General features: G+C 67.0%; 23 protein-coding genes. 12 read left to right on the top strand and 11 right to left on the bottom strand.

Annotation, left to right across the window (positions count from 1 at the left end):
* Positions 1–52: 52 nt before the first annotated feature.
* Positions 53–1,486, bottom strand: coding sequence for an aldehyde dehydrogenase family protein (locus QTI17_RS07840; RefSeq protein ID WP_286532054.1), 1,434 nt, complete (start codon positions 1,484–1,486; stop codon positions 53–55).
* 16 nt (positions 1,487–1,502) lie between these two features.
* Positions 1,503–2,057, bottom strand: a complete 555-nt coding sequence (locus QTI17_RS07835; RefSeq protein ID WP_436411581.1) for a peroxiredoxin — start codon at positions 2,055–2,057, stop codon at positions 1,503–1,505.
* 89 nt (positions 2,058–2,146) lie between these two features.
* Here QTI17_RS07835 and QTI17_RS07830 point away from each other — a divergent pair, with 89 nt between their 5' ends.
* The 4 genes from QTI17_RS07830 to QTI17_RS07815 all read left to right on the top strand — a co-directional run bounded on the left by QTI17_RS07830 (position 2,147) and on the right by QTI17_RS07815 (position 5,169).
* Positions 2,147–3,724, top strand: coding sequence for a phospholipase D family protein (locus QTI17_RS07830; protein WP_286532053.1), 1,578 nt, complete (start codon positions 2,147–2,149; stop codon positions 3,722–3,724).
* Positions 3,725–3,784: 60 nt separating this feature from the next.
* The gene (locus tag QTI17_RS07825) at positions 3,785–4,132 is read left to right on the top strand and encodes a hypothetical protein (RefSeq protein WP_286532050.1); all 348 of its coding nucleotides are present in this window, start codon (positions 3,785–3,787) and stop codon (positions 4,130–4,132) included.
* The gene (locus tag QTI17_RS07820; RefSeq protein WP_286509024.1) at positions 4,125–4,370 is read left to right on the top strand and encodes a hypothetical protein; all 246 of its coding nucleotides are present in this window, start codon (positions 4,125–4,127) and stop codon (positions 4,368–4,370) included. Before QTI17_RS07825 ends, QTI17_RS07820 begins: the two co-directional genes overlap by 8 nt.
* Before the next feature lie 232 nt (positions 4,371–4,602).
* Positions 4,603–5,169 carry a hypothetical protein gene (locus QTI17_RS07815; RefSeq protein WP_286528790.1) on the top strand — a complete coding sequence of 189 codons (567 nt, stop codon included), beginning with the start codon at positions 4,603–4,605 and terminating at the stop codon, positions 5,167–5,169.
* A 29-nt stretch (positions 5,170–5,198) separates the two neighbouring features.
* Here the strand turns inward: QTI17_RS07815 and QTI17_RS07810 are convergent, their stop codons facing one another.
* Positions 5,199–7,715, bottom strand: coding sequence for a sodium-translocating pyrophosphatase (locus QTI17_RS07810; protein ID WP_286532049.1), 2,517 nt, complete (start codon positions 7,713–7,715; stop codon positions 5,199–5,201).
* A 253-nt stretch (positions 7,716–7,968) separates the two neighbouring features.
* Between QTI17_RS07810 and ppa the strand changes: the two genes are divergently transcribed.
* Positions 7,969–8,496 (top strand): inorganic diphosphatase, encoded by a 528-nt coding sequence (gene ppa, locus QTI17_RS07805; protein WP_286528793.1) that lies wholly within the window; start codon positions 7,969–7,971, stop codon positions 8,494–8,496.
* Between the two features lie 51 nt (positions 8,497–8,547).
* Here the strand turns inward: ppa and QTI17_RS07800 are convergent, their stop codons facing one another.
* Both QTI17_RS07800 and QTI17_RS07795 read right to left on the bottom strand, forming a co-directional pair.
* Positions 8,548–9,729 carry a GNAT family N-acetyltransferase gene (locus QTI17_RS07800; protein WP_286532048.1) on the bottom strand — a complete coding sequence of 394 codons (1,182 nt, stop codon included), beginning with the start codon at positions 9,727–9,729 and terminating at the stop codon, positions 8,548–8,550.
* 10 nt (positions 9,730–9,739) lie between these two features.
* The gene (locus QTI17_RS07795) at positions 9,740–10,681 is read right to left on the bottom strand and encodes a DMT family transporter (protein ID WP_286532045.1); all 942 of its coding nucleotides are present in this window, start codon (positions 10,679–10,681) and stop codon (positions 9,740–9,742) included.
* Between the two features lie 107 nt (positions 10,682–10,788).
* On the opposite strand from QTI17_RS07795, the gene QTI17_RS07790 reads away from it, so the two are divergent.
* Positions 10,789–12,483 (top strand): NAD+ synthase, encoded by a 1,695-nt coding sequence (locus QTI17_RS07790; protein ID WP_286532043.1) that lies wholly within the window; start codon positions 10,789–10,791, stop codon positions 12,481–12,483.
* A complete protein-coding gene (locus QTI17_RS07785; RefSeq protein ID WP_286368035.1) occupies positions 12,480–12,818 on the top strand; it encodes a P-II family nitrogen regulator in 339 nt (112 codons plus the stop codon). Before QTI17_RS07790 ends, QTI17_RS07785 begins: the two co-directional genes overlap by 4 nt.
* 132 nt (positions 12,819–12,950) lie before the next feature.
* Here QTI17_RS07785 and QTI17_RS07780 read toward each other — a convergent pair whose 3' ends face one another.
* The 6 genes from QTI17_RS07780 to QTI17_RS07755 are packed head-to-tail and all read right to left on the bottom strand — an operon-like array spanning position 12,951 to position 16,279.
* Positions 12,951–13,547 (bottom strand): LOG family protein, encoded by a 597-nt coding sequence (locus QTI17_RS07780; protein ID WP_286532042.1) that lies wholly within the window; start codon positions 13,545–13,547, stop codon positions 12,951–12,953.
* 18 nt (positions 13,548–13,565) lie between these two features.
* The gene (locus QTI17_RS07775; protein ID WP_286532041.1) at positions 13,566–13,955 is read right to left on the bottom strand and encodes a diacylglycerol kinase; all 390 of its coding nucleotides are present in this window, start codon (positions 13,953–13,955) and stop codon (positions 13,566–13,568) included.
* On the bottom strand, positions 13,952–14,509 hold the full coding sequence (locus QTI17_RS07770; RefSeq protein ID WP_286532039.1) for an RDD family protein: 558 nt from the start codon (positions 14,507–14,509) through the stop codon (positions 13,952–13,954). Before QTI17_RS07770 ends, QTI17_RS07775 begins: the two co-directional genes overlap by 4 nt.
* Before the next feature lie 6 nt (positions 14,510–14,515).
* The gene (locus tag QTI17_RS07765) at positions 14,516–15,265 is read right to left on the bottom strand and encodes a DUF3106 domain-containing protein (RefSeq protein WP_286532038.1); all 750 of its coding nucleotides are present in this window, start codon (positions 15,263–15,265) and stop codon (positions 14,516–14,518) included.
* Between the two features lie 16 nt (positions 15,266–15,281).
* Positions 15,282–15,716 (bottom strand): DUF3619 family protein, encoded by a 435-nt coding sequence (locus QTI17_RS07760; protein ID WP_286532036.1) that lies wholly within the window; start codon positions 15,714–15,716, stop codon positions 15,282–15,284.
* Positions 15,713–16,279, bottom strand: a complete 567-nt coding sequence (locus QTI17_RS07755) for an RNA polymerase sigma factor (protein ID WP_286528809.1) — start codon at positions 16,277–16,279, stop codon at positions 15,713–15,715. Before QTI17_RS07755 ends, QTI17_RS07760 begins: the two co-directional genes overlap by 4 nt.
* A 285-nt stretch (positions 16,280–16,564) precedes the next feature.
* Between QTI17_RS07755 and QTI17_RS07750 the strand changes: the two genes are divergently transcribed.
* The 5 genes from QTI17_RS07750 to leuA all read left to right on the top strand — a co-directional run bounded on the left by QTI17_RS07750 (position 16,565) and on the right by leuA (position 22,898).
* The gene (locus QTI17_RS07750) at positions 16,565–18,349 is read left to right on the top strand and encodes an acetolactate synthase 3 catalytic subunit (protein WP_286532035.1); all 1,785 of its coding nucleotides are present in this window, start codon (positions 16,565–16,567) and stop codon (positions 18,347–18,349) included.
* Between the two features lie 136 nt (positions 18,350–18,485).
* The gene (gene ilvN, locus QTI17_RS07745; protein WP_068683703.1) at positions 18,486–18,977 is read left to right on the top strand and encodes an acetolactate synthase small subunit; all 492 of its coding nucleotides are present in this window, start codon (positions 18,486–18,488) and stop codon (positions 18,975–18,977) included.
* A gap of 44 nt (positions 18,978–19,021) precedes the next feature.
* Positions 19,022–20,038, top strand: coding sequence for a ketol-acid reductoisomerase (gene ilvC, locus QTI17_RS07740; RefSeq protein ID WP_286368026.1), 1,017 nt, complete (start codon positions 19,022–19,024; stop codon positions 20,036–20,038).
* A gap of 149 nt (positions 20,039–20,187) precedes the next feature.
* Positions 20,188–21,012: a CDP-diacylglycerol--serine O-phosphatidyltransferase gene (gene pssA / locus QTI17_RS07735; RefSeq protein ID WP_286528811.1), complete on the top strand. Its 825-nt coding sequence runs from the start codon at positions 20,188–20,190 to the stop codon at positions 21,010–21,012.
* Positions 21,013–21,194: 182 nt separating this feature from the next.
* Positions 21,195–22,898 (top strand): 2-isopropylmalate synthase, encoded by a 1,704-nt coding sequence (gene leuA, locus QTI17_RS07730; RefSeq protein ID WP_286532027.1) that lies wholly within the window; start codon positions 21,195–21,197, stop codon positions 22,896–22,898.
* Positions 22,899–22,939 lie beyond the last annotated feature (41 nt).

The following is a 22,939-nucleotide window of genomic DNA, read 5'->3' as shown; positions in this document are numbered from 1 at the left end:
CCTCGAATTGAAGTGCAGCCGGCCAGTGTATCGGCCGGCCGGTCCCTCGCGTTCAGCCGTGCTTGACGGCGACGGTCTTGAGGGTGGTGAAGCCGTAGAGCGCCTCGAAGCCCTTTTCGCGCCCGTAGCCCGAGGACTTGACGCCGCCGAAGGGCAGTTCGACACCGCCGCCGGCGCCGTAGTTGTTGATGAACACCTGGCCGCTCTTCACGCGCTTGGCCATCCGGAACTGCCGTCCGCCATCGTTCGTCCAGATGCCCGCGACCAGCCCGAACTGCGTGGCATTGGCCAGCGCCACGGCCTCGTCTTCGTCGCGGAATGGCATCGCGGCCAGCACCGGGCCGAACACTTCCTCCTGTGCCAGGCGGTGGTCCACCGGCACGTCGCGCAGCAGGGTGGGGGCCTGGTAGAAGCCGGCCTGGGGCGCCTCGTCGACCACCACGCCCTGCGCCACCATCGGAATGCCGGCCACATGGGCGTCCGAGAGAAAGTCCCAGACCCGCTGCTGCTGCGTCTGGCGGATCAGCGGGCCGACGTCGAGGTCCATCGCCGCCGGGCCGACCCGAAGCGCCTCGAAGGCGTGGCCGAGGCGCTGCAGCAGCGGCTCGTAGATGGCCTGGTCTATCAGGACCCGCGAGCCGGCCGAGCAGGTCTGGCCGGCGTTCTGCACGATCGCGTTGATCAGCACCGGGATCGCCGCGCCCAGGTCGGCATCGGCGAACACGATCTGCGGGCTCTTGCCGCCGAGCTCGAGCGTCACCGGGCAATGCCGTTCGGCGGCCACCTGCTGGATCAGCGTGCCCACCTTGGGGCTGCCGGTGAAGCTGATGTGGTCGATGCCCGGGTGCCGCGCCAGGGCGTCGCCGACCTCGTGGCCCAGGCCGGTGACGATGTTCAGCGCACCCGGCGGAAAGCCGGCCTCGGCCGCCAGCTTGGCGACCCGGATCAGCGACAGGCAGGCGTCCTCGGACGGCTTCACCACGCAGACATTGCCCGCGGCCAGGGCGCCGCCGACGCTGCGCCCGAAAATCTGCATCGGGTAGTTCCACGGGATGATGTGGCCGGTGACCCCGTGCGGCTCGCGCCAGGTGAAGACGCTGTAGCCGTCCTGGTAGGGAATCGTCTCGCCGTGCAGCTTGTCGCAGGCGCCGGCATAGAACTCGAAGTAGCGCACCAGCGCGAGCGCGTCGGCGCGCGCCTGCTTGACCGGCTTGCCGCAGTCGCGCTGCTCGATCAGCGCCAGCTCGTCGACATGCTCGGCGATCTTCTGCGACAGCTTGTAGAGCAGCCGGCCGCGCTCGGCCGCGCTGACCTTGTGCCAACCGGTTTCGAAGCAATGGCGCGCCGCCTGCACCGCGGCGTCGATGTCGGCGGCATTGCTGCGCTGCAGTTCGTCGAAGGGCTGGCCGTCCGAGGGGTCGATCACCGGCAGCGTGCGGCCGGAAGAGGAAGCAACGTTTTCGTTGCCGATGTAGTTGAGTTGCATGGGGCAAATCTTAAGGTCAGCGCGAAGGCGTCGCCTTCGGCAGGGCCCGAAGCGCGTTGAGCATGCGCTCGACGTGCTTGTCCGGATTCAGGTTCTGATAGTAGTAGGCCACCTTGCCGCTGGGCGCGATCACGTAGGACAGGCGATTGGCGAAATCCGGGCGGGTCTGCATCAGGGCGTCGAAGCCCTCGATCACGGTCTTGGCCTCGTCGGACGCGACTGGAAAGCGGCTCTGGCAGGACTTGACCGAGAACTTCGCCAGCGTGTCGATATCGTCGGCCGACACCCCGATCACCGTGGCGCCGAGCGCCGCGAACTGGTCGATGGCCTCGGCGAAGGCGTGGGCCTCGATCGAGCAGTCGGCCGAATCCGCCGCCGGAAAGAAGTACAGCACCACCGGCCCCTTGGCCAGCGCATCGGCGAGCGAATAGCGAAAGGTCTTGCCGCCGAGCGCCGCGTTGGCCGTGAATTTCGGCACCGGGTCACCGATGTCGAGCGCGGCGACGGCCGGCAGGGCCAGCATGGCGGCGGCCGCCATGAAAATTGCGCGCGCGCTGATCGAGAACGTCATGATGTAACCCCGGGTGGAAGCGTTTCGAATTCTAGGACTGCATGCCGCGGTCCATGACGCCCACCCGCCGCCACGAAAGCACACACGACATGAGGATTGACCTGGACCGCTGGCTTCGCCTGGCGCTGGTCGCGGCCGGCATCGCACTGCTGGCTGCCTGCGGCTCGCTGCCGATCGCCCGCGACCGCCCGGCCGAGTACGCCGCGGCGCCCGACCGGTCGACCCGGCTGGCCAAGATCGTGGCCGATTCGACGCCGCCGGGGGAGCAGTCGGGATTCCGGCTGATGCCGCTGGGCGTCTATTCGCTCGACGCCCGCATCCAGCTCGCCCAGCGGGCCCAGCAATCGCTGGTGGTGCAGTACTACCAGCTCGAGAACGACGCCACCGGGCGGCTTTTGATGCGCGCCGTGCGCGAAGCCGCCGCCCGCGGCGTCAAGGTTCGGGTGCTGGTCGACGACCTCTACACCGCCAAGAGCCAGCAGCCGCTGCTGGCGTTGTCGCACACGCCCAACGTGGAGGTGCGGCTCTTCAACCCCTTCTGCTGCGGCCGCGACGGCTTCCTGTCGCGCTTCATCGCCTCGCCGCAGGACATCGCGCGGCTCAACCACCGCATGCACAACAAGCTCTTCATCGCCGACGGCGTGGTGGCGGTGGTCGGCGGGCGCAACATCGCGGACGAGTACTTCGTGCTCAGCCAGGCGCAGAACTTCATCGACATGGACGCCCTGGTGGTCGGCCGGGTGGTGGCCGAGCTCGAGGCGATCTTCGACGCCTACTGGAACGCCGAACAGGTCTGGCCGATTGCCGAGATCGTGCGCGGACCCGGCGGTCGCCCGCCTGGCCCGGACGACTTCGATGCCTGGATCGGCATGAGTTCCCCGGCGCCGAAGGTCGAGCTGCCGCCCTCGGATGTGCTGGGCTACGGGCCGATCACCGAGGAGCTCGACGGCGGCCGCATGGGCCTGCTGTGGGGCGAGGCGCATGCGGTGGCCGATCCGCCGACCAAGCCGGCCACGATGAGCGCCGACGAGGCGCTCGCGACCAGCGTGACCATGAAGGTCTGGGGCCTCCTGATGGATGCGCGGTTCGAGGTCGACCTGACTTCGCCCTACCTGGTGCCGGGCGAGAAGGGGATGGCCGCGTTCGAGGACCTGTCGCGGCGCAAGGTCAAGCTGACGCTGCTGACCAATTCCCTGGCCGCCAATGACGAGCCGCTGGTCCACACCGGCTATGCGCGCTACCGCGAGCGCCTGCTCGCCAGCGGCGCCGACCTCTACGAGCTGAGCCCCGAGCGCACCACCGCCAACAAGCGCTTCGACATGTTCGGCAACTCGCTCGGCCGGCTGCACGCCAAGACGGCCGCGATCGACCGGCGGCGCATCTTCATCGGCTCGATGAACCTGGACCCGCGCTCGGCGACCCAGAACACCGAAATGGGCGTGGTGGTCGACAGCCCCCAGCTGGCGCGCGAAATGCTGCGCGTGATCAACATCAGCAAGCTGCAGAACTCCTACCGCCTGCGGCTGGACAAGGACACCGGCGCCCTCGAATGGCTCACCACCGACGGCGAAAAAGAGATGATCCTCCACTCGGAACCCGAATCCGGCTTTTTCAAGCGTTTCTACAATTCGCTGATTGCCCCGATCGTGCCGGAGATGCTGTTGTAGGCTCGGGGGATGGTTCTTTCACGCCCTTGCAATCCTTTGGCACCGCCCCACATGCTGTGCATGAACGCTTCCCACACCCCCGCGCACAAGGCCGACCTGGCCGTCACGCATGTCCTGGCCCAGCTCCTCGAGCGGCTGGAACACAGCGCCGTGCCGGTAGGCCCCGAGCAATACCGGTCGGTGGTGACGCACCTGGTCGAGCAATTCCGCGACGCCGAGCCCGGCTCCGAGCTGGGCCGGCTGCTGGATGCCTATCCGGCCGCCTCCGAGGTGTACGAAAACCTCAACTACCAGCACGCCGGCCTCTGCCGCTCGGCGCTCGACACCTCGCTGGCCGCCGAATTGGCCGCCCGCAAGGCGATCGAACGCGCCATGCACGCCGCTGGACCGGAAGCCGCCCATGAGTAAGGCCGAGGTCAAGACCGCCGTGGTGGCCGACGGGCTGCGCTACAAGGCCAAGGCACCCGGCTCGCCGTTCCGGGCCTCGGCCTCGTTCAGCGGCGCCACCATGTCCTGCTTCATGTGCGGCAAGCATCGGGTCCGCTCGCAAATGCGCACCCGGCAGCTGCTGGGCAAGTCGCAGACCGTCTGCGCGCCGTCCTGCAAGGCACTCGACGAATTGGTGGAAGCCGGCGGCGGCGCCTGAAACGGCGAGCCGGCGGCCGGCTATCGGCCGCTCATTGGCAATTGATTGAGTCAATTTAATACTTCGTGTTGCCTATCCATTGAAGGCAATTCGGACTACAGTTAGAAACAATTGATGCAAGCGATTTGCATCAATACCTAAGTTCTAATTGAGTAGATTCAATGCTTCCAATGAAACCCATTGCCTGCAACGGGTCGAAACTGACTCGAATGCTTGCGAAAGGACGGCCTCTGTGAGCCAGCTGCGTCACGTCATCATGCAGGTCGTCAAGCGCTCGGGTGGCGCGACGCACCATGTCGAGTTCTGCATCGACGACAACTTTGCCGAACGCCTGCGGCAGTTGCGTTCGCTGGTGCCTCCGCTCAATGCGCTCAACAAGCAGCGTGACTTGGTCATCGACAAGGTGCGCGTGCGGCTGCCGACCGCCATCTGGCGCTGCGGGGGCGACATTGACAGCTCGGTCGAAGGATCGTGCATCGTGATCGCTGCCGAAGGCTTCTTCAATTGCGGTGCCAAGGACCGCAAGACGAAGGAAAAGCTGGTCACCTACACCTTCCCGATCGCGCGCCTCATCGAGCTGCACATGGAGCGCCCGGCGGGCGAGACCTTCTACATCCGCGACGGCATCTTCACCAACGACGAGCCGGCGGAGTCGGCCGCCGGCCGTTGGGTCGCCTCGCTGCATGAGCTCGAGGAAATGCGCGTGCCCGAGGCGCCGTCGGATTTCGACACCCTGCAGGGTGTGCCGCTGCGCACCGAGCAGGGCGCGCTGCCGGTGCAACGCGCCAGCCTGAACTGAGCGTCGCGGCCAGGGCCGAGGGCAGGGGCTTACTGCAGCTTGACTTCGACCCGGCGCGCTTCGGCCGGCGGCCCGTCGGCCTGGGTCTGGGCCGGCTTGGCGAGTTCGAGCTTGTCTTCGGGCACGCCGGCGATCTTGAGCGCGGCACCCACGGCCATCGCGCGCTGCTTGGCGAGTTCGGCGTTTTTCTCGGGGTCGCCGGTGGCGTCGTGGTAGCCGCTCACCAATACCCGGCCCCCGCTCTGCACCGCCTTCACGACATCGGCCAGCGCTGCGCTGGATCCGGCGGGCACTTCGGCGCTGTTGGTGGCGAAGTAGAACTTGACGACGCCGCCCTCGGTCTTGATCGAGGCGCCGCCGTCGGCGACCGGCGCCGCGGCGGGCGCTGCCGCGGCAGGACCCGGTGACGGTGCGGCCGGCGCTGCCGGCGCGCTGGCTGGCGGCGGGGCCATGGTGGGCGCCGTCATCGCGCCCGCATCGCCGGAGTGGAACTTGACCACCAGCGGCACGATCAGCAGCGCCACGATGTTGATGATCTTGATCAGCGGGTTGACCGCCGGGCCGGCCGTGTCCTTGTAGGGGTCGCCCACGGTGTCGCCCGTGACCGCCGCCTTGTGCGCCTCCGAGCCCTTGCCGCCATGGTGGCCGTCCTCGATGTATTTCTTGGCGTTGTCCCAGGCGCCGCCGCCGGTGCACATCGAGATCGCGACGAACAGGCCGGTGACGATGGTGCCCATCAAGAGCCCGCCGAGGGCCTTGGGTCCGAGGAGCAGGCCGACCAGGATCGGCACTACTACCGGCAGCAGCGAAGGAATCATCATTTCCTTGATCGCTGCGCCGGTCAGCATGCTCACGGCGCGGCCGTACTCGGGCTTGCCGGTGCCTTCCATGATCCCGGGGATCTCGCGGAACTGCCTGCGCACCTCCTCGACCACCGAGCCGGCCGCGCGGCCCACGGCTTCCATGGCCATGGCGCCGAAGAGGTAGGGGATCAGGCCGCCGATGAACAGGCCGACGATCACCATCGGGTCGCTCAGGTTGAAGCTGATGGCGAGCCCGTAGCTCTCGAGCTTGTGGGTGTAGTCGGCGAACAGCACCAGGGCCGCCAGGCCGGCCGAGCCGATCGCGTAGCCCTTGGTCACGGCCTTGGTGGTGTTGCCCACGGCGTCGAGCGGGTCGGTGATGTCGCGCACGCTGGCCGGCAGCTCGGACATCTCGGCGATGCCGCCGGCGTTGTCGGTGATCGGGCCGTAGGCGTCGAGGGCGACCACGATGCCGGCCATGCTCAGCATCGCAGTGGCGGCCACCGCGATGCCGTAGAGGCCGGCGAGCGTGTAGGAGGCCAGGATCGCGATGCAGACGAAGATCACCGGCCAGGCGGTGGAGCGCATCGAGACGCCGAGGCCGGCGATGATGTTGGTGCCGTGGCCGGTGGTCGAGGCCTGCGCGATGTGCTGCACCGGCGAATACTGCGTGCCGGTGTAGAACTCGGTGATCCAGACCAGCGCCGCGGTCAGCGCCAGGCCGACGAAGCAGGCGCCGAACAGCTTCAGCTGGCTGCCGGTGGCGGCGATCGCGTTGTCGGGGATCAGCCAGGCGGTGACGAACCAGAAGGCGATCAGCGACAGGATGCCCGCCACCGCGAGGCCCTTGTAGAGCGCCGGCATCACGTTGACCATGCCCGGCGAGGCCTTGACGAAGAAGCAGCCGATGATCGACGCGATGATCGACACGCCGCCCAGCGCGAGCGGATAAAGCACCGCGTTGACCGGCGCCGCGGCCACCATCAGCGCACCGAGCACCATGGTGGCGATCAAGGTGACGGCGTAGGTCTCGAAGAGGTCGGCGGCCATGCCGGCACAGTCGCCGACGTTGTCGCCCACGTTGTCGGCGATCACGGCCGGGTTGCGTGGATCGTCCTCGGGGATGCCGGCCTCGACCTTGCCCACGAGGTCGGCGCCGACGTCGGCGCCCTTGGTGAAGATGCCGCCGCCGAGGCGGGCGAAGATCGAGATGAGCGAGGAGCCGAAGGCGAAGCCGATCAACGGATTGAGCAGGCTGGCCAGGCTCTTGTCCGGCGTGAGGCTGCCGTTGCCGGCCAGGAACCAATAGAAGCCCGACACGCCGAGCAGACCCAGGCCGACCACCAGCATGCCGGTGATGGCACCGCCGCGGAAGGCGACGTCGAGGGCCGGGCCGATGCCTTGCGTGGCGGCCTGCGCGGTGCGCACGTTGGCCCGCACGGAGACGTTCATGCCGATGAAGCCGCAGGCGCCGGAGAGCACCGCGCCTATCACGAATCCCACGGCCGTGGTGAAGTCGAGGAAGAGGGCGATCAGGATCGCCAGCACCAGGCCGACGACCGCGATGGTGCGGTATTGCTTCGCGAGGTAGGCCGCTGCGCCGGTCTGGATCGCGGCCGCGATCTCCTGCATTCGGGCATTGCCCGGGTCTTTCGAAAGAATCCAGCTGCGCGCCCAGAATCCATAGGCCACGGCCACCAGGCCGCAGACCATGGCAAGGACGAGAGGGGTGTTGCCAGTCATGCCGTTGCTTCTCCAGTCGTTCGTTGTAACTAATGGAGACGAAAGCCGGACCCTGTGCGCAACGCGTACGGGACAGTGCTTCCGCCGCGTTGCTTCCTCGAAGCCCCGGTGCCGTGAAAGGCAGGGACCGATTGGCCAACGTGGGCAATTTACAGGCAAAAACCGCTTTGTGTGCGACTGTCCGATGACATGGAAAGTAAACTTCGGGTTTGTCCGCATCCCGCTAACACTTTCAACTACTCCAAGTCAGACCATGTCCCTCGGCCAAGTTTCCCCCGGCAAAGACGCCCCCGAAGCCTTCAATGTCGTCATCGAAATCCCGATGAACGCCGACCCGATCAAGTACGAAGTCGACAAGGAATCGGGCGCGATCTTCGTCGACCGCTTCATGACCACCGCGATGCACTACCCGACCAACTACGGCTACGTGCCGCAGACGCTGTCTGGCGACGGCGATCCGGTCGACGTGCTGGTGATCACGCCCTGGGCTCTGGTGCCCGGCGTGGTGGTGCCGTGCCGCCCGATCGGCATCCTGATGATGGAAGACGAGGCCGGTGTCGACGGCAAGGTGCTGGCCGTGCCGACCACCAAGGTGCTGCCGATCTACAGCCACTGGAAGACGGTGGAAGACGTGAACCAGATGCGTCTGAAGGCCATCACGCACTTCTTCGAGCACTACAAGGACCTCGAGGCCGGCAAGTGGGTCAAGGTGCTCGGCTGGGAAGGCATCGATGCCGCCAAGAAGGAAATCATGGACGGCATCGCGAACTACAAGAAGTAAACGCCGCCGTAGCAAATCAACGCCCCGCGATTTCGGTCGCGGGGCGTTTTTTCATTCTGGCGCGGTGTGGCGGAACGGACTGCGTTCGCCCAGGTGGTCCAGGTAGTTCTCGATGCCTGCACCTTCGCGCTCCAGGAAGCGCTCGACCGCGTCGGCGAAGGCCGGGTGGGCCAGCCAGTGGGCACTGGTGGTGCGCACCGGCATCAGCGCGCGCGCCATCTTGTGCTCGCCCTGGGCGCCGCCTTCGAAGCGCCGCACACCGTGCTCGATGCACCACTGCAGCGGCTGGTAGTAGCAGGCCTCGAAATGCAGGCAGTCGACCCGTTCGAGCGCTCCCCAGTAGCGGCCGTAGGCGATCCGCGGCGCGGGGGAATCGTCCGCGCCGCCGGGCCCGGCCGACAGCGCGATCAGGCTCGACGCGATCGGCTTGCCCTCGCGCTCGGCGATGAACAGCAGCCAGGCCTCGGGCATGGCCGCGGCCATGCGATGGAAGAAGTCGCGGTTCAGGTAGGGCGGATTGCCGTGCTCGCGATAGGTGCGGGCATAGCAGCGGTAGAAGAAGTCCCAGTCGGCGGCGCGGATGTCGGTGCCGCGCGACCAGCGGAAGGAGACGCCGGCGTCGTGCACCTTGCGGCGTTCCTGGCGAATCTTCTTGCGCTTGTCGTGGGCGAGGCTGGCGAGGAAGGCGTCGAAGCTTGGCCAGTCGGCATTGTCCCAGTGGAACTGGACCGTGTGACGCAGCATCAGGCCGGCTTCCGAACAGGCGGCGATGTCCTCGTCGGCGCCGAACAGCAGGTGCAGCGACGACAGTTCCTCTTCCTTGCACCAGGCGACCAGGGCCTGCGCCAGCAAGGCGCGGCTCTCGGCATCGCGGGCCAGCAGGCGCGTCCCCGGCACCGGCGTGAAGGGCACCGCGCAGACCGCCTTCGGGTAGTAGGCCAGCCCGTGCTGCTCGTAGGCGTTGGCCCAGGCCCAGTCGAACACGTACTCGCCGTACGAATGGTCCTTGATGTAGAGCGGGCAGGCCGCCATCAACTGCTTGCCGCGCCAGAGCGTGACGAACTGCGGCGTCCAGCCGCTCGCCGGCGAGGCGCTGGCGCTGGCGTCGAGCGCGGCCAGGTAGGCGTGGCGCATGAACGGGGAGGGCGCAGGCTGCAGGGCCAGCAGTGCGTCCCAGTCGGCGGCGTCGATCTCGGACGGCGAGCGGTGGATGCGGACGATCGGCGTGGTCAAGGGCGTGGGGTCAGCGTTGCTTGCCGGGCCCGAAGGACTCGGCGATGTAGATGCCGCCCAGCACCAGCGCCAATGCGAGCGCGTGGTAGGCGGAGAGCGGCTCGCCGAGGACCAGCACCGCCAGCAGCGGGCCGAAGATCGGCACCAGGTTCAGGAACAGCCCGGCGCGCGCCGGCCCGATCGCCTCGACCGCCTGGATGAAGAAGATCTGCGAGACGAAGCTCGGCAGCAGGCCGATGAAGACGATCAGGGCGACCCCGGTGGCGGTCGGCATGAAGAAGTGGCCGGTGACGATCTCGGCCACCACCAGCGGCACCGAGGTGAGGGCCGCCACCGCCGCCATCGCGGCGAAGAAGACGATGGCCGGCACCGCCGGCCGATCGCGCAGCGCGAGCGCATAGCCGGCATACAGCAGGCACGCCAGCACGATCCAGAGGTCGCCGATGTTGAAGGCGAGGCCGGCCAGCAGCGCGAACTGCCCGCGCGATGCCACGACCACGATGCCGGTCAGCGTCACCAGCACGCCGATGATCTGCAGCGCGCCGATCCGGCTGCCGAAGAAGATGAAACCGCCCAGCAGCACGAGCACCGGAATGGTGCCCTGGATGATCGCGATGTTGATGGCGGTGGTGTGGTGCGCCGCGGCGTAGAAGAGGGCGTTGAAGCCGGTGAAGCCGAGCGTGCCCATCAAGGCGATGGAGCGCCAGGACGGCCGCAAGGCCCGCCAGTGCGTGGAGATCTCGCGCCGCGAACTCAGGGCCAGTGCGAGGCAGCAGACGATCCAGCGCGAGAAGGTCAGCATCATCGGCGAAACCTCGCCCACCGCCAGCCGGGCCGCCACGGCATTGGCGCCCCAGGTGAGCGTCGCCAGTACCAGCAGCAGGTAGGCCCGGCCCTGGGACCGGGGCGCAACGGCGTCGGAGAAGCTGGGGGAAGAGGAACCTGTGCGCATCGCCCGTCGAGGGTAACAGCCCGCGCCGCGGCGTGTGGAAGGTGGTCCGCAAGCCATGCGATTCGAAGGCCGATGACATAATCGACCAGCCTTTTTTCTACATCGACATGACCCTGAAACTCGCCATCGCGCAGCTCAATTTCGTCGTGGGCGACCTCGCCGGCAACGCCCGCAAGATCGTCGACGCGGCCCGCGACGCCTATGGACAGGGTGCGCGCCTGCTGCTCACGCCCGAACTGTCGATCTGCGGCTACGCCGCCGAGGACATGTTCCTGCGGCCGGCCTTCGTCACTGCCTGCGACGACGCGGTGCGCGCCGTGGCCGCCGAACTGGCCGACCTCGACGGCATGGTGGTGGTGGTGGGACATCCCACGGGCGGCAGCCTGCGCAGCCGGTCGGTCGCGGTGCAGCTGCGCCACAACGCCGCCAGCGTGCTCAGCGAAGGCCGCATCCTCGACACCTACGCCAAGCGCGAACTGCCGAACTACCAGGTGTTCGACGAGCGCCGCTACTTCACGCCGGGCGACGGCGTCTGCGTGTTCGAGGCCGGCGGCATCCGGGTCGGCCTGCTGATCTGCGAGGACGCCTGGTTCGACGCCCCGGCCCAGCTCGCCAAGGACGGTGGCGCCGAGATCCTCGCGGTCATCAACGCCTCGCCTTTCCATGTCGGCAAGGAGGGCGAGCGGGTCGCGCGCATGGCCGAGCGCGCCACCGCGGTGGGGCTGCCGCTGGTCTACGCGCACCTGGTGGGCGGCCAGGACGAGGTGGTGTTCGACGGCGCCTCCTTCGCCCTCGAGGCCGACGGCGCCAGGGTCGTGCAGGCCGAGAGCTTCCAGGAGCGCCTGGTCTTCGCCCAGCTCGAACGGCGCGCGACCGGCGTCGGCTTCGTGCGCAGCGAGGGCGCTGTCGCCGCGCCGCGCGCGCCCGAGGCCCAGCTCTGGGATGCGCTGGTCGTGGGCGTGCGCGACTACATCGGCAAGAACGGTTTTCCGGGCGCCATCCTCGGCCTGTCGGGCGGCATCGACTCCGCGCTGGTGCTGGCGATCGCGGTCGACGCGCTCGGCAAGGACCGCGTGCGGGCCGTGATGATGCCCTCGCCCTATACCGCCGACATCAGCTGGATCGACGCCCGCGAAATGGCCAAGCGGCTCGGCGTGCGCTATGACGAGATCTCCATCAAGCACACCTTCGAGTCCTTCCGCGGCGCGCTGGCCGAGGAGTTCAAGGGCCTGGCCGAGGACACCACCGAAGAGAACCTGCAGGCCCGCATCCGCGGCACCCTGCTGATGGCGCTGTCGAACAAGTTCGGCTCGATCGTGCTGACCACCGGCAACAAGAGCGAGATGGCCACCGGCTACTGCACGCTGTACGGGGACATGGCGGGCGGATTCGCGGTCATCAAGGACCTGCTGAAGACCACCGTGTTCGCCCTGGCGCGCTGGCGCAATGCGCACGACCCTTACGGCACCGGCACCGAGCCGATCCCCGAGCGGATCATCACCCGGCCCCCCAGCGCCGAGCTGCGGCCCGACCAGACCGACCAGGACAGCCTGCCGCCCTACGACATCCTGGACGGCATCCTGGCGCGCTACATGGAAGACGACGAAGGCATCGACGAAATCATTGCCGCCGGCTACGAGCGTGCCGTCGTCGAGCGGGTGGCGCGCCTCATCAAGATCAACGAGTACAAAAGGCGCCAGGCGCCGGTGGGTATCCGCGTCACCCATCGCAGCTTCGGCAAGGATTGGCGCTACCCTATCACCAGCAAGTTCAACGAAACCGCCGGAAGAAAGACCGTATGAAGCAAATCACCGCCATCCTCAAACCGTTCAAGCTCGATGACGTGCGCGAGGCCCTGGCCGAGGTCGGCGTCACCGGACTCACCGTCACGGAGGTCAAGGGCTTCGGCCGCCAGAAGGGCCACACCGAACTCTACCGCGGCGCCGAGTACGTGGTCGACTTCCTGCCGAAGATGCGCGTCGAGGTGGTCGTCAACGAGGCCGACGTCGAACGCTGCGTCGACGCCATCGTCAGCGCCGCGCGCACCGGCAAGATCGGCGACGGCAAGATCTTCGTCACCAACGTCGAGCGCGTCGTGCGCATCCGCACCGGCGAAGAAGACGAAGCCGCGGTATAAGCTCGCCCCCAGGTTGCCCGGCACTTCGTGTCCGGGCGCCCACCCCCGTCCGGGGGCGACACCGGCGGCCTGGCAGAGCCAGTTCCGCGGTGTCTCACCAACATGGGCCTGGCTGCGCCGGCCCCTTCGCGATCAAAGAACTTCTGCGAGCTTGTCGCCCTTGGGGTGGCGGCTCGCTTCCTCGGCCAGGGCCTCGAGCAGGGGGACGGCGTCGGTGCCGGTGCGCACCAGGGTCATCTGCCAGTCGTTCATGAAGCCCGCGCGGACACTCTCCGCCAGGAAGGCGAGCATGCCGTCGTAGTAGCCGCCGGCGTTCAGGATGCCCACCGGCTTGTCGTGGTAGCCGAGCTGGCGCCAGGTCCAGATCTCGAACAGTTCCTCGAAGGTGCCGATGCCGCCGGGCAGGGCCAGGAAGGCGTCGGCGCGTTCGCCCATCATGGCCTTGCGCTCGTGCATGGTGTCGACCACGTGCAGTTCGTCGCTCTGGCGGTTGGCGAGTTCCTTGTCGACGAGGGCCTTGGGAATGATGCCGACCACCCGGCCGCCGGCCGCGCGGGTGGCCTCGGCCACGGTGCCCATGAGGCCGGTGCGGCCGCCGCCGTAGACCAGTTGGCCGCCGCGCTCGCCGATCCAGCGGCCGACCGCCTGCGCCACGGCGGTGAATTCGGGGCGCTCGCCGGGACGCGAGCCGCAATAGACGCAAATCGAGAAAGAAGGGGAGGAAGTCATCCCCCGATCATGCCGCGCCTAGATGAATCTTTGCCACAAGGCAGCCAGCCAGACCCCGACGCACAGCAGGATCGACATCAGCACCGCCGCGCTGCCCAGGTCCTTGGCGGCCTTCGACAGCGAATGCCATTCGGGTCCGATGCGGTCGATGGCGGCCTCGATCGCGCTGTTGAGCAGCTCGACGATCAGGACCAGCACCACCGTGGCGACCAGCAGCGCCACCTCGACCCAGCTGCGGCCGACCCAGAAGGCGGCCGGGACCATGACGACGGCGCAGGCCACTTCTTCGCGGAAGGCGGCCTCGCGCCAACCGGCGCGAAAGCCGTTCACCGAGATCAAGGCGGCATGCCAGACGCGCTGGATGCCGCGCCGCAGCGCCTGCGGGTTGACCGGATCGGAGCCGTTCATCGCCGGCTCATCGGCTTGGAGGTGATCAGCCGGGTGCCGGCCCAGGCGTCGTGCCAGAACTGGCGCTCGGGATGGAAACGCGCCAGCAGGGCCCAGACCGCCACCCAGCCGAGGACCAGTACGGAGGCTTCGCCGCCGCCGAGCTTGAACGGCGCGATGAGTGCGAGGGGCGGCAGAAACCAGACCCAGCTGAGCAGGTAGCGCAGCAGCGCCCGGCCCTGGCTCAACGCCCGGCCCCGGCGGTCGACCACGCGGATGCCCCAGGTCTTCATGGCCAGGGTCTGGCCCTTGGCCCAGAAAAAGACGAAGTAGACGCCGAAGACGATGAACAGGAAAGCCTGCAGCAGATGCCGGCGCGAATCCATCGCGTCACGCATCTGGCCCAGGGTGCTGAAGAGCCAGCCGGCGACGAAGACCACCGCGAACAGCAGCATGCCTTCGTAGAGCCAGCAGGCCATGCGGCGCCAGAGACCGGGCGTGCCCGGCAGCGGGGACGCGGCGTCGCCGCCGGCAGCCGAGTGCGGTCCGGTCGGGCCGGAGAGTGTGGATGCCATCGACGATCAGGGCGCCGACGATGGCTGTTCGGTCTGGCGAACCGGCGGGGTCGATGCCACCGGCGGCTCCGCGGCGGGGGCGCTGGGGGTCGGCGGCGGCACCTGCGCTTCGGCGGAGACGGGAGGGCTGAACGAGGGCGCCGGGGCGACCGGGCGTGCGACGACCGTCGGCGCGGCCGGTGGCGCCAGCTGGATGCGCGGCGTGTGCTGAGCGTCGGGTCCGGCCGCGGGCACTGGCACCAGCTTCTGGAGCGGCACCGGCCGGATGGCCGCGGCTGCGCCCGGCGAGGTCGTCGGAGCGCTGGCGGCGAGCCGGCTCTTTTCCTCGTCGCTGAGGGCCTGGTAGGCCTCCCACTTGGCCTTGCGCTCATCGGCGGGCAAGCGCTTCGCGTCGGCGAAATTGAGACGCGCCTGGGCGCGCTCCTTGTTGCTCAGCTTGGCCCACTCTTCCATGCGGCTGTGCAGGATATCGCGGTCAGCGGTCGACATCTCCGCGTAATCGCGCACGATCGCCAGCCATTTGCGCTTATGAGGCTCGGTCAATTCATCCCAGGTGGATGCCAGGGGCTCCAGGGCCCTCTGCTGACGCGCGGTCAGATCGCGCCAAGCGGGCTTGGCGACGGCCTTGGCCGCCGGAGCCGGTGCCTTGGCGGGCGGGGCGTCGGCGGGCGGCCCGGCCGCGGTCTCGAACGCGACCAGCACCAGCGCCGCGAACAGGACACCGGCCGCGGAAGAGAGGGGAAGTGAAGGCAGCATTCGTCGCGGGGAGGAATCAGCGCTCGCCAGCGTCGCTGGTCTTCAGGAACTGGGCGAAGCCGGGGTCGGTGTAGGCCGCGGGCGGCAGGTCATCGGTCAGGAGCGCCGAGTCGACTTCCGCCAGTTCGTCGGTACGGCGTTCTTCCTGGATCACGCTGATCGCCATCAGGCCCGCCACCAGCGCCACCAGCGGCACCACCGAGCCGATGCGCGTCCACCAGCCGCCACCGAGGGCGGCGGCGCGGCCGCTGGCCACCGCCACCGGGACCGATCGGAGTTCGGGTGCGGTCTTGCGGCGTGCCACGGCCTGCACGCGGGCCGCGCGCAAGCGCTCGCCGACCTCGTGCGAGAGATCGAGGTTTCCGGCAGACAGGCGCGCGGCGACCCGGCGGCCGAATTGCTCTTCGAAGGCGACGGCGGACCCTGTCGGGCTGGTGTTTGTTGGTTTCATAGCGAAATTCCCTTGGCTCTGAGCGCCTTGCTCAAGGCGTGCACGGCCCGCGAACAGTGGGTCTTGACGCTCCCTTCGGAGCAGCCCATCGCGGCGGCCGTCTCGGCGACGTCCATTTCCTCCCAGTAACGCATTAGAAAGGCCTCGCGTTGACGTCCTGGCAGTGCGGCAATTTCTTCTTCGATCTCGTGAAAGATCTGCGTGCGCCGGGTGGCGTCCTCGGCGCTCTCGCTTTCGCGCGTGTCGGTCGGGGCCTGGACGTGTTCCAGCAGGTCGAAATCGCCATCGTCGTCGATCGATTCGAAATCGCTCAGGTTCGAGAACAGGGCCCGCCGGGTCTTCTGGCGCCGGAACCAGTCGAGCGTGCAGTTCGAGAGGATCCGCTGGAACAGCATCGGCAGCTCGTTGGCCGGCTTGTCCCCGTAGTGCTCGGCGAGCTTCATCATGCTGTCCTGCACGATGTCGAGCGCTGCCTCTTCGTCCCGCACGTGGTAGACGGAACGCTTGAATGCCCGTCGTTCGACGCTCTTCAGGAAGTCGGAAAGTTCTTTTTCAGTGGCCAAGCGAATCCGGCGCCGGGGTAGTGCGCCGCGTGGGGAAAAGTCTCGGGGACGTTTGTCTTTTTGTCGCCGCGAATTATGCCCCGGTGCCCGCCGGGCTCGCTCGGGCCGCCAATCGGGGTTCCTGCATGTCATAATCCGCCTTGCAAGTCAAAAGGCAAACGGGTCACGGTCCGGCGGTATACAGATACGCTCATGGTTGTGGCCTCAAGTCCTGACGCGGCTTCAAAAGAGCTGGCGAAGGGGCACCCAAGGTTTTTCGTTCCCGAAAAAACACAAAGGTTCATCATGGAAATCTCCAAGGCGGAACTCACTTCCGCAGCAGCCGCGTCCTCCGGGATGGGCAACCAAACCCAAGAACTCATGGGCGCCGAAGTGCTGGTCAAGGCACTGCAGGCCGAGGGCGTCAAGTACGTCTGGGGCTACCCCGGCGGCGCGGTTCTCTACATCTACGACGCCTTCTACAAGCAGGACACCATCCAGCACGTGCTGGTGCGCCACGAGCAGGCCGCCGTCCACGCGGCCGATGGCTATGCCCGCGCCACCGGCGACGTCGGCGTCGCCCTGGTCACCTCCGGTCCTGGCCTGACCAACGCGGTCACCGGCATCGCGACGGCCTACATGGACTCGATCCCGATGGTGATCATCTCGGGGCAGGTGCCGACCGCGGCGATCGGCCTCGACGCCTTCCAGGAATGCGACACCGTCGGCATCACGCGGCCGATCGTCAAGCACAACTTCCTCGTCAAGGATCCCAAGGACCTGGCGATGACCATGAAGAAGGCCTTCCATATCGCCCGCAGCGGCCGCCCCGGCCCGGTGGTGGTCGACGTGCCGAAGGACGTCTCCTTCAAGAAGGTCCCCTACAGCGGCTATCCCGACAAGGTCGAGATGCGCTCTTACAACCCGGTGCGCAAGGGCCACGGCGGCCAGATCCGCAAGGCGCTCCAGCTGTTGCTGAACGCCAAGCGTCCCTATATCTACACCGGCGGCGGCGTGCTGCTCGGCAACGCCACCAACGAACTCCGCACCCTGGTCGACATGCTCGGCTATCCGGTCACCAACACGCTGATGGGCCTGGGCGCCTATCCGGCCAGCGACCGCAAGTTCCTCGGCATGCTCGGCATGCACGGCACGATCGAGGCCAACAACGCGATGCAGAACTGCGACGTGCTGCTGGCCGTGGGCGCGCGCTTCGACGACCGCGTGATCGGCAACCCGAAGCACTTCGCCCAGAACGAACGCAAGATCATCCACGTCGACATCGACCCGTCGAGCATCTCCAAGCGCGTCAAGGTCGACATCCCGATCGTCGGCGACGTCAAGGACGTGCTGACCGAGCTGATCTCGATGATCCGCGAGAGCACGATCCGCCCCGATGCCGGTGCGCTGGCCAGCTGGTGGAGCACCATCGAGGAATGGCGCGGCAAGGACTGCCTCAAGTACGACCGTGGCAACAAGGAAGTGATCAAGCCGCAGTACGTCATCGAGACGCTGTGGAACATGACCAAGGACGCCGACACCTACATCACCTCCGACGTCGGCCAGCACCAGATGTGGGCGGCGCAGTACTACCGCTTCGACGAGCCGCGGCGCTGGATCAATTCGGGCGGGCTGGGCACCATGGGCGTGGGCATTCCCTACGCGATGGGCATCAAGCTCGCCAAGCCGGAGTCGGAAGTGTTCTGCGTCACCGGCGAAGGCTCGGTGCAGATGTGCATCCAGGAACTCTCGACCTGCCTGCAGTACAACACGCCGATCAAGATCTGCTCGCTCAACAACCGCTACCTGGGCATGGTGCGCCAGTGGCAGGAAATCGAGTATTCGGGCCGCTACAGCCACAGCTACATGGACGCGCTGCCCAACTTCGTGAAGCTGGCCGAGGCCTATGGCCACGTCGGCCTGCTGATCGAACGGCCGCAGGACGTGGAGCCGGCGTTGCGCGAGGCGCGCAAGCTCAAGGACCGCACCGTGTTCATGGACTTCCGCACCGACCCGACCGAGAACGTGTTCCCGATGGTCAAGGCGGGCATGGGCATCACCGAGATGCTGCTGGGGTCCGAAGACCTCTAGCGCGAGCGAAAGCGAAGCCACAAGTCCCCGGTTCGCAGAACCGGGTTTCAACTTTTAATTGACGAATCTATCGTTCCGTCGAGCCCGCGCATTACCGTGCACGGGGGAGGGCGGCGAAAAGAGGAGTCCTGCTGACATGAAACACATCATTGCCGTGCTGCTCGAGAACGAGCCCGGTGCACTCTCCCGCGTCGTCGGCCTGTTCTCGGCCCGCGGCTACAACATCGAATCGCTGACCGTCGCGCCGACCGAGGACGCTAGCCTCTCGCGCATGACCATCGTCACCGCCGGCTCGGACGACGTGATCGAGCAGATCACCAAGCATTTGAACCGCCTGATCGAGGTCGTCAAGGTGGTCGACCTGACCGAAGGCGCCTACACCGAGCGCGAGCTCATGATGGTGAAGGTGCGCGCGGTCGGCAAGGAGCGCGAAGAAATGATGCGCATGGCCGAGATCTTCCGCGGCCGCATCATCGACGTGACCGACAAGAGCTACACCATCGAGCTCACCGGCGACCACGGCAAGAACGACGCCTTCCTCGAAGCCATCGATCGCGGGGCGATCCTCGAGACGGTCCGTACCGGCGCCAGCGGCATTGGCCGCGGCGAGCGCATCCTGCGCGTCTGAACCCATCCATCCACACACCAGCGAATCAACGAAGGAGCACTCTCATGAAGGTTTATTACGACAAGGACGCCGATCTCAGCCTGATCAAGGGCAAGACCGTCGCGATCATCGGCTACGGCAGCCAGGGCCATGCGCACGCGCAGAACCTGAACGACAGCGGCGTGAAGGTCGTGGTCGGCCTGCGCAAGGGCGGCGCATCGTGGGACAAGGTCGGCAAGGCTGGCCTCAAGGTCGCCGAAGTCGCGGATGCGGTGAAGTCCGCCGACGTCGTCATGATCCTGCTGCCCGACGAGCAGATCGCCAGCGTCTACAAGAACGACGTCGCGCCGAACATCAAGGAAGGCGCTTCGCTGGTCTTCGCCCATGGCTTCAACGTGCACTACGGCTTCGTGCAGCCGCGTGCCGACCTCGACGTCTGGATGGTCGCCCCGAAGGCACCCGGCCACACCGTGCGCAGCACCTACACCCAGGGCGGCGGCGTGCCCCACCTCGTGGCCGTGCACCAGGACAAGAGCGGCAAGGCGCGCGACCTGGCCCTGTCCTACGCCACCGCCAACGGCGGCGGCAAAGCCGGCATCATCGAGACCAACTTCCGCGAAGAGACCGAGACCGACCTGTTCGGCGAACAAGCGGTCCTGTGCGGCGGCACGGTGGAGCTGATCAAGGCCGGCTTCGAGACGCTGGTGGAAGCCGGCTACGCGCCCGAGATGGCCTACTTCGAATGCCTGCACGAGCTCAAGCTGATCGTCGACCTGATCTATGAAGGCGGCATCGCCAACATGAACTACTCGATCTCGAACAACGCCGAATACGGCGAGTACGTGACCGGTCCGCGCATCGTCACGGACGAGACCAAGAAGGTCATGAAGCAGGTGCTGAAGGACATCCAGACCGGCGAATACGCCAAGAGCTTCGTGCTCGAAGCCGCAGCCGGCCAGCCCGCGCTGATCAGCCGCCGCCGCATCAATGCCGAGCATCAGATCGAAGTCGTCGGCGAGCAACTGCGCGCGATGATGCCCTGGATCAAGAAGAACAAGCTGGTCGACCAGACCCGCAACTGATCCGGATTCTTTCCGATGCAAGAAGGGCCACCCTGCGGTGGCCCTTTTTCATGGAGGCGCGCTGTGCGCCTGAACTAAACTGCCACCGATGTTTGCCATCTCCCGTCCTGCCCCGTCCCCGAGCCCCTTTCGCACTGGAGGCCGACCCCATGCATGACGACACGCTTCCCGACGACGTGCCGACGCGCAAGCGGCGCAAGGGCATCTACATCCTGCCGAACCTGTTCACGCTGGCGGCCCTGTTCGGTGGCTTCTACTCGGTCGTGATGGCCATGAACGCGCGCTTCGACCTGGCCGCGCTCGGCGTCTTCGCGGCCATGGTGCTCGACAGCCTGGACGGGCGCGTGGCGCGCATGACCAACACGCAAAGCGCCTTCGGCGAGCAGATGGACTCGCTGTCCGACATGGTGTCCTTCGGCGCCGCGCCGGCCCTGATCGCCTACGAGTGGTCGCTCAAGGGACTGGGCCGCTGGGGCTGGATCGCGGCCTTCGTCTACTGCGCCTGCGCGGCGCTGCGGCTGGCGCGTTTCAACGTCAACACCGGGGTGGTCGACAAGCGCTGGTTCCAGGGCCTGCCGTCGCCGGCGGCGGCGGCGCTGGTGGCCGGCTTCATCTGGCTCGTGACCGAGTGGGGCAAGCGGGGCGGCGAGGTGCTGTACCTGTCGTGGAACCAGATCACCTGGATCACCTTCGCCTTCACGCTGTATGCCGGGCTGTCGATGGTGACCAATGCGCCGTTCTACAGCTTCAAGGACATCCAGGTGAAGCGCAGCGTGCCGTTCGCCGTGATCGTGCTGATCGCGCTCGGCATCGCGGTCATCAACATCCACCCGCCGACCGTGCTGTTCGGCGTCTTCGTCGCCTATGGGCTGAGCGGCTACGTGGTGTACGCGTGGCGCAAGGCCAAGGGGCAGCAGGTGAGCGTGATCAGCATTTCGACGGATGAGCCCGACGAACGCGGGCTCCACAATTGAGCCGCACTGTGCTACATTCGAAACCCTCATGAACAAGATTTCGCTGGCCCTACTACTGATCCCCTTCGGGCGGAGACGGTAGAGCGCGCGCGCAAATCCCTCACCACGGCCCGTTCGCACCAGCAACGGGCCGTTTTGTTTGGGGTTGCTGGTGGACTCCCAACCACAGCGAGAAATCCAAGATGTTGAAGCAACCCGACCGCAAGTACCGCGCCTTCGCCCCGATCGCATTGAAGGACCGCACCTGGCCCGACGCCGTGCTGACCCGCGCGCCGATCTGGCTGTCGACCGACCTGCGCGACGGCAACCAGGCGCTGGTGGAGCCGATGGACATCGCCCGCAAGATGAAGATGTTCGAGACGCTGGTGGCGATCGGCTTCAAGGAAATCGAAGTGGGCTTTCCCTCGGCCTCGCAGGTCGAGTTCGATTTCGTGCGCAAGCTGATCGAGGAAGATCGCATCCCCGACGACGTCACGATCCAGGTGCTCACGCAGGCCCGCGACCACCTGATCGAGCGCACCTTCGAGGCGCTGCAGGGTGCGCCGCGCGCCATCGTGCACCTCTACAACGCGGTGGCGCCGATCATGCGGCGCGTGGTGCTGGGCATGGACGAGGACCAGATCGTCGAGCTCGCGACCACCCATGCGCGCATGTTCAACGACTGCGCCGCCAGGCAGCCGGCCACGCAGTGGACCTTCCAGTACTCGCCCGAGATGTTCTCGGGCACCGACCTCGCGTTTTCCAAGCGGGTGGTCGATGCGGTCACCGAGGTCTGGGCGCCGACGCCCGAGCGCAAGTGCATCGTCAACCTGCCGTCGACGGTCGAGCATTCGACGCCGAACATCTTCGCCGACATGATCGAATGGATGCACCGCCATCTCGCGCGCCGTGACGCGATCGTGCTGTCGGTGCATCCGCACAACGACCGCGGCACCGGTACGGCAGCCGGCGAGTTCGCCCTGATGGCCGGCGCCGACCGCATCGAAGGCTGCCTGTTCGGCAACGGCGAGCGCACCGGCAATCTCGACCTCGTCAACGTGGCGCTCAACCTCTACACGCAGGGCGTGTCGCCCGAGCTCGATTTCTCGAACATCGACGAGATCCGCGCCGTCGTCGAGCACTGCAACCAGTTGCCCGTGCATCCGCGCCATCCCTATGTCGGCGACCTGGTCTACACCTCCTTCTCGGGCTCGCACCAGGACGCGATCAAGAAGGCCTTCAGCGATCGCAAGGACGGCGACATCTGGGACATGCCGTATCTCCCGATCGATCCAAAGGACGTCGGCCGGAGCTACGAAGCCGTGATCCGCGTCAACAGCCAGTCGGGCAAGGGCGGGATCGCCTACCTGCTCGAAAGCGAATACGGGCTCGAGTTGCCGCGTCGCCTGCAGATGGAGTTCAGCCAGGCCGTGCAGCGGGTGATGGACGTCGCAGGCAAGGAACTGACCGCCGCCGACCTCTATGCGTTGTTCGAGTCCGAGTACGGCGTGCGCGACGACAACGGTCCGCAGCACCAGGTGCTCGAAGAGCAGGGCGAAGGCGCCGCCGCATCGGTGGTGCTGCGCGCCGACCTGCCGTGGGAGGGCGACATCCGTCCGATCGAAGGCCGCGGCAACGGACCGATCGACGCTTTCATCCACGCCCTGGCCGGCGCCACCGGGCACGCGATCCGCGTGATCGACTACCACCAGCACGCGATCGGCGCCGGTGCCGACGCCCAGGCGGTCGCCTACCTCGAACTGCGCGTCGACGAAGCGATGACGCTGTTCGGTGTCGGCATCGATGCCAATATCATCTCGGCCTCGCTCAAGGCCATCGTTTCGGGGTTGACCCGGGCGCGGGCGCGGGGCGCGCACAGCGCACAATCGGTGGCTGAACCCGCATAAGGCGACGCACGGACGCGCCCCTTGGGCGCGTCCCGGCACAA

The sequence above is a fragment of the Variovorax sp. J31P179 genome (assembly GCF_030316985.1).
GTDB lineage: Bacteria > Pseudomonadota > Gammaproteobacteria > Burkholderiales > Burkholderiaceae_C > Variovorax > Variovorax ginsengisoli_B.
The sequence above is the reverse complement of the archived record's forward strand: the minus strand, read 5'-3'. Positions and strand labels throughout refer to the sequence as shown.